The organism is Novosphingobium sp. B-7, assembly GCF_000410615.1.
GTDB lineage: Bacteria > Pseudomonadota > Alphaproteobacteria > Sphingomonadales > Sphingomonadaceae > Novosphingobium > Novosphingobium capsulatum.
In genome coordinates this window covers 16,240-29,277 of sequence record NZ_KE148522.1, presented here as the reverse complement: position 1 = coordinate 29,277, position 13,038 = coordinate 16,240, and the positions used below count along the sequence as shown (strand labels likewise).

The window sequence follows — 13,038 nt, the reverse complement described above, 5'->3', positions numbered from 1 at the left end:
GAAGAGGCACGGCTTGCGCTGCTGGAACGCCTGGAACTGCTCGACAGCGCGCCAGAGCAGGAATTCGACGCGGTGGTGCAACTGGCGCAGCAGCTGACGGGCTGCAAGATCGCGCTGGTTTCGCTGGTCGATGCACACCGCCAGTGGTTCAAGGCCAAGGCCGGCTTGGACGTGAACGAAACCCCGCGCGACATCGCCTTTTGCGCCCACGCCGTGGCTGCCGATGATGTGCTCGTCGTTCCCGATGCGCGGCAGGATGACCGCTTTGCGGACAATCCGCTGGTCACCGGTGCGCCCGATATCCGGTTCTACGCGGGCGTGCCGATCCATGCCGCCGAGGACGCAAGCGATGACACATCGCCGCGCCTGCCGCTGGGCACGTTGTGCGTGATCGATGACCAGCCGCGCACGATCGATCCGGCCGGACTCAAGATGCTTGGGCATTTGGCCACCTTGGTGGAAACGCTCATTTCGGCGCGGCGCACGGCCGCGCTGGCCGTACAGATGGCCGAAGAGCGCGGGCACAACTTGCGCGATCTGAGCCGCAAGCACCGGCAACTGCGCCAGGCCGAGCGCATTGCCAACATCGGCTCGTGGCGGCTGACGCTGGGGGACAACCAGCTGGAATGGTCCGACCAGACCTATGCCATTCATGAGATGGAGTGTGGCGCGGAGATATCGCTGAAAGCCGCACTCGATTTTTATGCCGAAAAGTCGCGTGAAATCCTGGTGAGCACGATCGAGCAGACGCTGGTGACGGGCGAGCCATTCGATGTCGAAGCCGATTTCACCACCGCACGTGGCAACTATCGCCGCGTGCGCAGCATGGGTGAATTGGAACTGGAAAACGGCAAGCCGGTTGCGCTGATTGGCGTTTTCCAGGACATTACCGAGCGCCACAAGATGGAAGAGGCGCTGCGCCACGCCGCCCATACCGACGATCTGACCCGGATCGCCAGCCGTGGGCGGTGCAACCAGGTGATCGATGACAGCATCAAGACGACTGCGGCCGCCGGGCAACGCTGTGCGCTGCTGCTGATCGATCTCGATCACTTCAAGGCGGTGAACGATCGCCTGGGCCACCAGGCGGGTGACGATGTGCTGCGCGTGATCGCCTCGCGCCTGCAGGCGCCCTATCTGGCCGGCAGCTTTGCCGCGCGGCTGGGCGGCGATGAATTCGTGCTGCTGATCACCGACCAGGCCCTGCTGCGCGATCTGCGCGGTCTGTTGCGCCGCCTGTTGCTTGACCTGCGCTATTCGATCCGCGCCGACAAGCAGACATTCCGTGTTTCCGCAACGATCGGTGCTGCCTGGCTCGATGCGCAGACCGCGAGCCGCAGCGACCTGCTGCGCAATGCCGATGCCGCGCTCTATGCCGCCAAGCGCCGCGAGCGCGGCACGGCGGTGATTGCCGGCCAGGCCGTGCCGATCGCGCCGGGCCAAAGCGATGTCGCGCCGGTTGCCATCGCACGCCAGGGCTGATCATGCAGGAAAAACCCGGCCGCACCGATCCAGATGCGGCCGGGTTCATGGTTGGCAGGCATGAAGGGTTGGGGAAACCTTAGAACTTCACGCTGCCTTCCACGCCGATCAGGCGGCGGGTGCCGGGTGTGATGAACGACCCGCCAAATTCCACCGCCGTGATCACTTCATTGAGATATTGCTTGTCGAGCAGGTTGTTGGCGAAGACCGCCAGGCTGAAGCGATCGGTCTGGATGCCGGCGCGCAGGTTGACGATGCCAAAGGCATCGCGCCGCGCCACGTCATACTTGCCATCGCCGACAAAGGCCGGCAGCTGCAGCGCCGAAATCGGCAGCAGGCCCGAAAACACCGTCGGCACCGACTGGTTCTGCACGGTGTGGAACCAGGTGGGCCCGGTCAGGCGATAATCGGCGCGGGTGAAGAAGCGCAGGTCGCCGCTGATCGCCTGCTCGAACTCTGCCCCCACGTTGAGCGTATAATCGGCGGTATAGGGAGACTTGTTGCCCACGGTATAGGGCCGCGAGGAGTTCTTCTTGATCTCGCTGTCGGTATAGTTGAACGATCCGAACAGCTTGACGCCCTTGACCGGCTTGACCGTGACGCTGGCCTCGATGCCCTTGAGGTCCACCCGATCGATATTCGAGACCACGCGCAGCAGGCCGAAGCTGCCGACGAAGAATTCGAAGAACTGCATGTCGTGGACCTGGGTGTAATACCCGGCCAGGTCGAACGTGAGCGCGCCATTGAGCAGATTGCCCTTGAGGCCGGCCTCCCACGCGCTCGACCATTCCTTGCGATACTGGTCGTTGACCGTGACATTGGCGCCAAAGGCGTTGACGAAGTTGTCCTTGATGATCTGCGCCGAACCCTGGTTGTTGAAGCCGCCCGATTTGAAGCCGATGCCCCAGTTGGCATAGAGGTTGAATTCGCGGGTGGGCTTGTAGCTGAGCGTGACCTTGGGCTCGAACTGTTCGAAGCGGGCATGCTTGTCGGTCAACGGGCCGAACGCCTGGCCGGGGTTGATCGGGCCGCCGGTGAAGGGATCGGTGGCGGTGGGCACCAGCGAGGACGACTTGCGATCCTCGATATCGTAGCGCAGCGCGAGGCCGGCATCGAACTTGTCATTCGGCTTCCACTCCACCGAGCCGAACGCGGCATAGACATTGGTCTTGAACCGGTCAGCCAGCAGCAGCGTGGTGGGGTTGGTGGAATCGGGCGCATTATAGAGCTGCTTGATCACGCCGTTGCCGGTATCGGCACCCAGACTGACGCCGACCGTGCGCTTGATGTGCAGGTAATAGCCGCCCAGCTGCCAGTTGATCGCGCCGGCATCGCCGATCAGGCGCCATTCGGTGCTGAAATCCTGCTGCTTGCGCACCTGATACTGCGTGCCGTCGCAGGTGGTCGGGCTATAGGGGCCAAAGGTTGAACCCGTGGTCGGCGCAAAGATGAACGGCACCGGGGTCTGGCCGATGAAGCCGGGCGGGTTGACCGGATAGCCGGTGAGCGCCGCCGTGCTGGAAAAGCAGGAATTGACTGCGGCCTGCGCCTGGGGGTTGGCGGCGCTGAGGAAGCGGCCGAAATCGGCCGAGGTGCCATCGGCGACCAGATCCTGGTTTACGTTGGAATAGAGCGCCCAGCCCACCAGCTTGATCTTGTCGGTCAGCTGGTGGTCCAGCTTGATCGAGGCGTCAAAGCTGGTCTGGTCATTGGTGGGGCGGATGTTGTTGTAGAAATGGAACGGGTGGGTGTTGACGTTCTCATAGAACGCCCCACCGAAATTGGGCAGGTGGAACGCGGCGTTGAAGGGCAGGGAGGCCCCGTGAAACTCGCTGTAGCGCGCCTTGATATCGAGCTGGGTGGGGCCGCCCTGGCCCACCATCATGCGGCCATCGACGGCCCAGTTTTCCTTGTCGTCCACCGTCTTGGAATTGGTGAAGGTGTTTTTGTAGAACCCATCGGTCTTGTAGTAATAGCCTGCCAGGACGAAGCCGACGTTTTCGGCCACCGGGCCGGCGATGTGCGCGCTCGCTTCCCAGGTGTTGTAATCGGCATAGGACAGCTTGGCCGCACCGGTCATCGTGTCGGTGGGCTTGAGCGACTGGATCACGATGGCGCCGGCGGCCGCGTTGCGGCCATAGAGCGCGCCCTGCGGGCCCTTGAGCAGTTCGACCTGCTGCAACGTGCCCTGCGGCTGGTTGAGCTGGGCGGTGTTGGTCTTGAGGATGCCATCGACCACCAGCGCGACCGAGCTTTCCGCGTCGCGCGCGCCGTTCATGCCGCGAATGTTGATCTGGGTATCGCCGGCCTCGGCCGTGCCGGTGACAATGGTGACGCCCGGCGTCAGCTTGACGAAATCCTCTGCCTTGACCGCGCCGGTGCGTTGCAGGGCATCGGCGGTGAGCACGGCGACCGAGGCCGGGACATCTTGCAACCGTTCATTCTGGCGGCGCGCGGTGACGATGATGCCGCTATCGTCGCCAGACGCGGCGCCAGACTGTGGCACCTCTTGCGCAAAAGCGGGCGTTGTGGTGGCCATGGCGGCCAGCACCGAAACGGTGGCAAGGAAGCTCGAGTGGGAAAGTCGCATTGCATTCTCCCTGTTCGCTGGCGCGGCCCCACCCAGGGCCTGGCGCCGATATCACCCGCCGGTCTTTTTCGTGCCCCCATGGCTGACGCGGCTTGATGGATACAAATAGTATTGTATACAAATCTCAGGTCAAGGTCTTTGGAGAAGGATGTGTCACGCGCTTCTGACCGCGCCTATGAGGCGATCCGCAGCATGATCCTGTCGGGCGAACTGCCCGCCGGCGCGCAATTGGCGGAAGAGGCGCTGGCCGAACGCTGCGGCGTGTCGCGCACCCCGGTGCGCGAGGCGCTGCGCCGGCTGGAATCCGACCTTTTGGTGACGCGCACCGATACCCAGCGTAGCTTTGTGGCGGATTGGTCGATCGATGATGTGGCCGATGCGTTCGAGCTGCGCGCGATGCTGGAAGGCAAGGCCGCCCGCCGCGCCGCCGAGCGGATGAGCGATGAAGCGCTGGAGCGCATCCGGGCGGCGAATCGCCGGCTGGGCGAGGCGATTCGCAAGCCCGTGCCCGATGTCGCCGGGTTCCTCGAAGGCAATCGCGATTTCCACGCTGCCATCCTGGACGTGGCCGGATCGCGCCGCCTCGCCGCGCTTCTCGCCACGCTGATCGAGCAGCCAGTGGTGTGGCGCACGGCGCACCATTACGGGCGCGAGGCGCTGCACCGCTCTTATGGCGAGCACGAGGAACTGATCGCCGCCTTTGCCCGTCGCGATGGCCCCTGGGCTGAGGCGATCATGACCGGGCACATCCTGCGCGCCTATCACGCCTATGCCGATGCCCACCGTGGGCTGGCGGAGCAGGCCCAGCGGGAGGCTGCCGAGTAATGTATACAGAATCCATCGAGATGGTCGAGGTTGCCCCGAGAGACGGGTTGCAGAACGAGAAGACCATGATTTCCACCGCCGACAAGATCGCGCTGGTGGAACGCGCTATTGCCGCCGGCGCGCGGCGGATCGAGGTGACCAGCTTCGTCAATCCCAAGGCGGTGCCGCAGATGGCCGATGCCGAGGCGGTCTGCGCCGGCCTGCCGCGCCGCGACGACGTGACCTACATCGGCCTGGTGATGAACGCGCGCGGCGCGGCCCGCGCGATTGAGACCGGGCGGATCGACCAACTGGGCGCGGTCTCGGTGGCGACCGACACCTTTGCCAAGGCCAACCAGGGCCAGACCAGCGATGGTTCAGTGGCGGCGGCCAGCGAGATCATCGCCATGGCGCGCCAGGCGGGCAAGACGGGCCAGGTGACCATCGCCGCTGCCTTTGGCTGCCCGTTCGAAGGCGAAGTGAGCGAGGACCGCGTGGTGGCCATGGCCGTGGCACTGGCCCAGGCCAATCCCGTTGAAATCGGCTTGGCCGATACGATCGGCGTGGCCAACCCGGCGCATGTCGCCACGCTGGTGGGCAAAGTGCGCGCGGCGGTGCCGGCCATTCCGGTGCGGGTGCATTTCCACAATACGCGCGGCACCGGCCTGGCCAATGTCTGGGCGGCGATCGGCGCGGGCGCCGTGACGGTCGATGCCGCGATCGGTGGCCTGGGCGGTTGCCCGTTTGCGCCCGGCGCGGCCGGCAACGTTTCGACCGAGGACGTGGTCTATATGCTGGAACGCGCCGGAGTGCGCACCGGGCTGGACGTGGCCGCGCTGGTCGAGGCCAATCACTGGCTGGGCTCGGTGATGGATCGCACGCTTCCGGGCATGGTGGCCAAGGCGCCGCCGTTCCCCCGGCCGGCGCAAGCCTGAACCGCAGGATGCACTGGCACGCACGAACGCTTTTTGGAAAGGGTGGTTGATCGATGGGTTACCGGCTTGGCGTCGACGTTGGCGGCACGTTTACCGACCTCTTGCTGTTCGACACCGACAGCGGCGCGTTCTGGCGGCACAAGACGCCATCGACCCCGCACGACAGTTCCGAAGGCATTCTCAACGGTGTGACCGCCGTTTGCGCCAAGGCGGGGATCACCGCCGGCGCGATCGACTATTTCCTGCACGGCACCACCGTTGCCACCAATGCCGTGCTGGAAGGCAAGGGTGCGCGGGTGGGGCTGGTCACCACCGAAGGCTATCGCGATATCATGCAGATCGCGCGCAGCTATGTGCCCGGCGGCCTGGCGGGCTGGATCATCTGGCCCAAGCCACAGCCGCTCGCCGCGCTGGAAGACACCGTGACCGTCAAGGGCCGCATGAACGCCGAGGGCCAGGAAGTGCGCCCGCTGGACGAGGCGGACCTGCGCACGCAGTTGGCCAGGCTCAAGGCGCAAGGCGTGGAGGCGGTGACGGTCAGCCTGATCAACGCCTATGCCAACGGCGCGCACGAGGCGCGGATCGGCGAACTGGCCGCCCAGGTGCTGCCCGGCGTGCCGGTCTCGCTCAGCCACGAAGTGCTGCCCGAAATGCAGGAATACGAACGCACGCTGACCACGGTGGCCAATGCCAGCGTGCGCCCGGTGGTGGGCAAGTATGTTTCCAACCTGCGCAATCGCCTGGCGGCCGAGGGGATGACCGGAAAGCTCTCGCTGCTGCGCTCGGACGGCGGGCTGATGAGCGCGCAAAAGGCCGAGGAGCATCCGGTCAACATTCTCATGTCCGGCCCGGCGGGCGGCGTGACCGGGGCGATCTGGGTGGGGCGCAATGCCGGCATCCGCAATATCCTAACGCTCGATGTGGGCGGCACCAGCACCGACGTTGCCCTGATCGAAAACCTCGAGCCGCGCCGCCAGCGGACCACCGAAGTGGGCCACCTGTCCGTCCGCGCCTCGGCGCTGGACGTCAAGACGGTGGGCGCCGGGGGTGGCTCGATCGCTTATGTTCCCGCGCTGACCAGAGCCCTTCGGGTCGGGCCACAGAGCGCAGGAGCGGTGCCGGGGCCGGTCGCCTATGGAAAAGGCGGCACGGCCCCCACCGTAACCGATGCCAACGTGGTGCTGGGCTATCTGCCGGAAAACCTGTTGGGCGGCACGTTTCAGCTCGATCGGGAAGGCGCCAAGGCAGCGGTGCAGACCATTGCCGATGCGCTGGGCATCGGCCTGATGGAAGCGGCGCGCGGCATCATCGATATCGTCAACGAGAACATGTTTGGCGCATTGCGGATGATTTCGGTGCAGCAGGGCTATGACCCGCGCGATTTTGCGCTGATGGGCTTTGGCGGCGCGGGGCCGCTGCATGTCAATGCCGTGGCGCGGCTCATGGGATCGTGGCCCGCCGTCTCGCCGGTCAGCCCCGGCGTGCTGTGCGCGCTGGGCGATGCCACCACGCGCATGCGCACCGAAACCGCGCGATCGTGGTCGCGCCTGGCGCGCGATACCGCGCCGGCCGATCTGGTGGCTGTGCTGGAGGAAATGGCCACCCACGTGCGCGGCGAGCTTCTCGCCGATGGCGTGCCCGAGGCGGAAATCACCACCAGCTTTGAAATCGACGTGCGCTATGCCGGCCAGGCCTTTGAAGTGCCGCTGTCGATCACCGCGCAGACCCTGGCCGACGATGGCATTGCCGGCGTGCTCGCCCGCTTTGACGAAGAGCACAAGCGACTGTTCACGTTCAACATGGACACCCCGCACGAGATCGTGAACCTGCGCGCCGTGGCACTGGGCCGCGCGCTCGATCTGCCGGCAGCACCGCTCGAGCAGGGCAACGGTGATCCTGCCGCCGCCAAGATCCGCGATCATGTGCTGTGGATGGATGGGGCCGAGCAGGCCGCGGTGATCTATGACCGCGCGCGGCTCAAGGCCGGTGACGTGATCCCTGGCCCGGCGATCGTGTGCGAAATGGATTCGACCACGCTGATCGAGACCGGCTGCATCGCCACGGTCGATACCGTCGGCAACATCCTCATCACCCTGGCCTGACGAAAGGGAAGCCCGATGCCTGCAACAATCGTCCAGACCAACCACACCCCGTTTGCCAAGGTGGCGATCGATCCGGTCACGCTCGACATCATCGAGAACGCGCTGCGCAATGCCCGCGTGGAAATGGATGCCACCCTGGTGCGCACCGCGATGTCACCGGGCATTCGCGAACAGGGCGATGCCTTTCCGCTGATTGCCGATCACACCGGCAAGATGATCGTTGGCCAGTTCGGCAGCTTCATCGGCGGGTTCCTGTCCAACTATGACGGGACGCTGGAAGATGGCGACATGATCTTCCTGTCCGATCCCTATTCGGTGGATGGCGCGATCAGCCATTCCAACGATTGGCTGGTGCTGCTGCCAGTGTTCAAGGACGGGCGGCTGATCGCCTATACCTCGATGTTCGGGCACCAGAGCGACATTGGCGGCAAAGTGGTGGGATCGATGCCGATCAACGCCCGCTCCATCTATGAAGAAGGGGTGCGCATTCCGCCGGTCAAGATCTGGAAAAAGGGCGAATACAACGCCGACTTGATGAAGCTGGTGATGCACCAGACGCGCAAGCCCGATTGGTGCGCGGCAGATCTCAATGCCTTGATCGCCAGCTGCCGGGTGGCCGCGCGCCGCGTGGTGGAAATGGCCGAGCGGTTTGGCGACGATGTATATGTTTCGGCGACGCAGGAACTCTTGGCCCGCAACCACCGCGCCATGAAGACCTTGCTGGGCCAGGCGGTGAGCGAAGAGCCGGTCAGCTTTGAAGACTATATCTGCGACGATGGCATGGGCTTTGGCCCCTATCGCATCAAGTGCACGATGTGGCGCGATGGCGAGACCGTCGTGCTCGATTTCGATGGTACCGATCCGCAGAGCGTGGCCTCGATCAATTTCTATCTCAATGAAAACATGTTCAAGATGTTCTTCGGCATCTACATGATCATGGTGTTCGATCCGCAGATCCTGTTCAACGACGGGTTCTATGACCTGATCGATGTGCGCATTCCCGAAGGCAGCCTGCTCAAGCCGCGCTTTCCGGCCGCGCTATCGGGCCGCACCCATGCGCTGGGCCGGATTTTCGATATCCTGGGGGGTCTGTTGGGGCAGAAGACGCCAGAGTTTCTCAACGCCGCCGGGTTCTCGTCGTCGCCGCACCTGTTCTATGCCGGCAACGATACGCGGCCGGGCAAGGGGCACGCCTGGTTCCAGCTGTTCCAGATCGGCTTTGGCGGCATTCCCGGCCGGCCGCTTGGCGATGGGCCGGATGGCCATTCGCTGTGGCCGGGCTTTACCAACGTGCCCAACGAGTTTCTCGAACGCTATTTCCCGATGATGATCGAGCGCTATTCCACCGAGCCGGATTCGGGCGGGGCGGGGCTGCATCGCGGCGGCAACGGCATTCACATGACCTATCGTTTCCTGAGTGCGGGCACGATCGCGATCCATGACGATCGCTGGTTCGTGCCGCCATGGGGCGTGAACGGTGGCGATCCGGGCAAGCGCGCGCGCAAGATCCTGGAAAAGGCCGATGGCAGCCAGGTGATCGTGGGCAACAAGGTGGAAGACCTGGCGGTGGAGGAAGGCGACCAGCTGCACTTCATCACCTGGGGCGGCGGTGGCTGGGGCGATCCGCTGGCGCGCGATCCGGCGCTGGTGGGCAAGGAGATCGTCCAGGGGCTGGTCACGCCGCAGGGCGCGCGCGCCTATGGCGTGGTGGCCGATGACGCCGGCGTGGTTGACGCGGCCGCGACGCAGGCCCTGCGCGACGCGATGATGGCCGACCGGGGCGGCGCCTTGCCGGTGTTCAACACCGGGCCGGGGCTTGATGCCCTGCGCGCGGCCTGCCAGGCGGAAACCGGGTTGCCGGCGCCCATCCCGCCGGTGTGGCCGCAAGCAGAAGCGGCGGAGTGACCATGACCAAAGGTGCTTTGCAGGATATCCGCGTCGTCGAACTGGGCCAGCTCCTGGCCGGGCCGTTCTGCGGCCAGTTGCTGGGCGACATGGGCGCCGACGTGATCAAGGTGGAACCGCCGCTCACCGGCGATCCCATGCGCGAGTGGGGCCAGGGCAACGAAAAGGTGCAGTGGGAAGTGATCGCGCGCAACAAGCGCTCGGTCAGTGCCAACTTGCGCGTGCCCGAAGGCCAGGCGCTGGTCAGGCGGCTGATCGCCCACGCCGATGTCGTGATCGAGAACTTCAAGCCCGGCACGCTGGAAAAGTGGGGCATGGGACCTGACGTGCTGCTGGCCGAATTTCCGCATCTGATCATCGCGCGCATGTCGGGCTATGGCCAGACCGGCCCCTATTCCGATCGCGCCGGCTTTGGCGGGATTGGCGAGGCGATGGGCGGGTGGCGCTATATCGTGGGTGAACCCGATCGCCCGCCCAGCCGCATGGGCGTGTCGATCGGCGATACGCTGACCGCCACGTATGGCTGCATGGGCGTGCTGGCCGCGCTGCACGTGAAGGACAAGACCGGGCAAGGCCAGGTGATCGACACCGCGCTCTATGAAAGCGTGCTGCAGGTGATGGAAGGCCTGGTGCCGGAATACGATCGCATGGGCCTGATCCGCGAGCGGTCTGGCTCCATCCTCAAGGGTATCGCGCCGTCCAACGTCTATTCCTGCAAGGATGGCGAGTTCATGATCGGCGCCAACAAGGATTCGCTGTGGAAGCGCCTGGCCACGGCGATGGGCCGGGCGGAACTGGGCGATGATCCGCGCTATGCCACGCATCTGGCGCGGGGCGAAAACCAGACCGAGCTGGACGCGCTGATCAATGCCTGGACCAGCACGCTGACCATGGACGAGGTCGACGCGCTGATGATCGCGCATTCGATCCCCGCCGGCCGCGTCTATCGCGCCCCCGACATGCTGGACGATCCGCATTTCCAGGCGCGCGAGGCGATCATCGAGGTGGAGACCGAGCGGTTCGGCCCGCTCAAGATGCAATCGACGTTCCCCAAGTTTTCCGCCACGCCCGGCGGCGTGCGCCGCCCGGCACCATCGGTGGTGGGGCAGCATAATGCGGAAATCTATGGCGAATTGCTGGGCCTGGGTGCCGATGACCTGGACGACCTGGCCGCGCGCGGGGTGATCTGAGGCGATGGCCAAGGACGCCGGCGATCTCGATGCCAACTATGCCGGCGCGTTTGATGGGCGCCTGCCGTTCGGGCAGCGCCCGGGGCTGCTGCTCGTCGATCTGGTGGAGGCCTATCTCCAGCCTGGATCACCGCTCTATGCCGGGATCGAGGCAGCACTGGCCAGCGCCGTGCGGATCACCGCCGCCGCGCGCGCTGCCGGGCTGCCGGTGATTTTCACCAATGTGGAATATCAGCCCGGCGGGGCCGATGGCGGGGTCTTCTATCGCAAGGTGCCCGCGCTCAAGGTGTTCGAAAAGGGCTCCCCGCTGGGCGCATTTCCGGCCGTGCTGTCACCCCAGGCGGGCGATGTGGTGATCACCAAGCGCTATGCCTCGGCGTTTTTCGCCACGCATCTTGCCGCCACGCTGACGGCGATGGGCGTGGACACGGTGCTGATCTGCGGCACCTCCACCTCCGGCTGCATCCGCGCCACGGCGCTCGATGCCTGCCAGCATGGCTTTGTGCCATTCGTGGTGGCCGATGCCTGCGGCGACCGGCACCCCGCGCCGCACGAAGCGAACCTGTTCGACCTTCAGGCCAAATATGCCGAGGTGGTGAGCGCAGCCCAAGCGCTCGCGCTTATCGCGCCTCAGCCATAGGGCATTTCTTCCCACCACGGGAAATAGTCCGGCATGTCGGCCGAGACGCGATCGGGGAAGCGGGCCGGGCGCTTTTCGAGGAAGGCGGCGACACCTTCCTGGGCGTCGGCGCTCTGGCTACGGGTGAGAATGCCACGGCTTTCGATGCGATGGGCTTCCATCGGATCGTTCATGCCGAGGCCACGCCATAGCATCTGGCGGGTGAGCGCGACGGAAACCGGCGCGGCGTTGTCGGCGATCTCGCGCGCCAGGGCCTGGGCCGTGGGCAAGAGGTCTGAGGGCGGGACGACCTGTTCCACCAGGCCTCCGGCCAGCGCCTCACCGGCGCCGAACACCGCGCCGGTGTAGCACCAGCGCAGCGCGCGGCTGATGCCGACCAGGCGGGGGAGGAAATAGCTCGATGCTGCTTCGGGTACGATGCCACGCCGCGCAAAGACGAAGCCGAAACGCGCGGTGTCGCTGGCAATGCGCAGGTCCATCGGCAGCAGCATGGTGGCGCCAATGCCGATCGCCGGGCCGTTTATCGCGGCAATGATCGGCTTCTTCAGCTGGAAGATGCGCAAGGCCAGGATGCCGCCGCCATCGCGCGTGGCCGGATCGCTGTAGTCGGGCGCGCTGGTCGCGCTGGCGTCGACCCGGAAGTTGGCGGCACCGCCGGAAATGTCTGCCCCGGCGCAGAACGCCCGGCCGCTGCCGGTAATGATCACCGCGCGGATCGCGTCATCGGCATCGATCGCGTCGAACGCCGCCACCATTTCGCGCATCATCTGCGTGGTGAAGGCGTTGAGCTTGTCCGGCCGGTGCAGCGTGAGCGTGGCGACGCCCTGGTCAACCTCGAGCGTGATCTGTTCGAATGCGGCGGCGGTCATGCCGGTTCCACCGGCTGCGGCAGGCGGGAATAGCGCACCGGCATGGCGCGGATGCCGCTGACGAAAGAGCCTTCGGTATAGATCGGCGGGCCGGCCGGCTCGATCGTGGCGATCTGCGCGAAGAAGGCCGTGAAGAACGCCTCGATCTCCAGCTTGGCGAGATATTGGCCAAGGCAGGTGTGCGGGCCGTGTCCGAAAGCGAGGTGGTTGTTGAGTGCGCGATCGATGCGGAACTGGTCGGCATCGCCAAAGGCCTCGGGATCGCGCGTCGCCGCGCCGAACGAGAGCAAGACATGATCGCCCGCGCGCAAGGTCTGGCCGTGCAGCGTATAGTCCTGCGTCACATTGCGCATGAAATGCTTGACCGGCGCGGTCCAGCGGATCGCCTCGTTGACGAAAGTCTTCATCAGTTCGGGATGGGCCTTGAGCAGCGACATCTGCTCGGGATTGTCGAGCAGCGCCTGCATGCCGCCCACGATCGAGGCAGCGGTGGTATCGTGCCCGGCCGTGGCAACGATCAC

At 65.3% G+C, this 13,038-nt stretch carries 10 protein-coding genes; 7 read left to right on the top strand and 3 right to left on the bottom strand.

The window, feature by feature from the left end:
- Nucleotides 1-1,482: diguanylate cyclase domain-containing protein (locus H926_RS30555; protein ID WP_043611362.1), on the top strand; the 1,482-nt coding region annotated here is incomplete at its 5' end.
- Nucleotides 1,483-1,561: 79 nt separating this feature from the next.
- Here H926_RS30555 and H926_RS0124510 read toward each other — a convergent pair.
- Nucleotides 1,562-4,072 carry a TonB-dependent receptor domain-containing protein gene (locus H926_RS0124510; protein ID WP_022678586.1) on the bottom strand — a complete coding sequence of 837 codons (2,511 nt, stop codon included), beginning with the start codon at nt 4,070-4,072 and terminating at the stop codon, nt 1,562-1,564.
- 150 nt (nt 4,073-4,222) lie between these two features.
- Between H926_RS0124510 and H926_RS0124505 the strand changes: the two genes are divergently transcribed.
- Genes H926_RS0124505 through H926_RS0124480 form a run of 6 tightly spaced genes read left to right on the top strand, consistent with a single transcriptional unit; the run spans nt 4,223 to nt 11,648 of the window.
- A complete protein-coding gene (locus tag H926_RS0124505; protein WP_028658472.1) occupies nt 4,223-4,897 on the top strand; it encodes a GntR family transcriptional regulator in 675 nt (224 codons plus the stop codon).
- On the top strand, nt 4,897-5,811 hold the full coding sequence (locus H926_RS0124500; protein ID WP_022678584.1) for a hydroxymethylglutaryl-CoA lyase: 915 nt from the start codon (nt 4,897-4,899) through the stop codon (nt 5,809-5,811). The genes H926_RS0124505 and H926_RS0124500 overlap by 1 nt, the downstream gene beginning before the upstream one ends.
- A gap of 53 nt (nt 5,812-5,864) precedes the next feature.
- Nucleotides 5,865-7,913 (top strand): hydantoinase/oxoprolinase family protein, encoded by a 2,049-nt coding sequence (locus tag H926_RS0124495; protein ID WP_022678583.1) that lies wholly within the window; start codon nt 5,865-5,867, stop codon nt 7,911-7,913.
- A 15-nt stretch (nt 7,914-7,928) separates the two neighbouring features.
- Nucleotides 7,929-9,818 carry a hydantoinase B/oxoprolinase family protein gene (locus tag H926_RS0124490; RefSeq protein ID WP_022678582.1) on the top strand — a complete coding sequence of 630 codons (1,890 nt, stop codon included), beginning with the start codon at nt 7,929-7,931 and terminating at the stop codon, nt 9,816-9,818.
- A 2-nt stretch (nt 9,819-9,820) separates the two neighbouring features.
- On the top strand, nt 9,821-11,008 hold the full coding sequence (locus tag H926_RS0124485) for a CaiB/BaiF CoA-transferase family protein (RefSeq protein ID WP_043611360.1): 1,188 nt from the start codon (nt 9,821-9,823) through the stop codon (nt 11,006-11,008).
- Between the two features lie 4 nt (nt 11,009-11,012).
- Complete coding sequence (locus tag H926_RS0124480; RefSeq protein ID WP_022678580.1) at nt 11,013-11,648, top strand: N-carbamoylsarcosine amidohydrolase; 636 nt, start codon at nt 11,013-11,015, stop codon at nt 11,646-11,648.
- On the opposite strand, the gene H926_RS0124475 is transcribed toward H926_RS0124480, so the two are convergent.
- Both H926_RS0124475 and H926_RS31385 read right to left on the bottom strand, forming a co-directional pair.
- The gene (locus H926_RS0124475; RefSeq protein WP_022678579.1) at nt 11,639-12,517 is read right to left on the bottom strand and encodes a crotonase/enoyl-CoA hydratase family protein; all 879 of its coding nucleotides are present in this window, start codon (nt 12,515-12,517) and stop codon (nt 11,639-11,641) included. The genes H926_RS0124480 and H926_RS0124475 overlap by 10 nt on opposite strands.
- Nucleotides 12,514-13,038 (bottom strand): cytochrome P450 (locus H926_RS31385; protein ID WP_202804806.1); only part of this gene is annotated, 525 nt, incomplete at its 5' end. The genes H926_RS31385 and H926_RS0124475, both read right to left, overlap by 4 nt.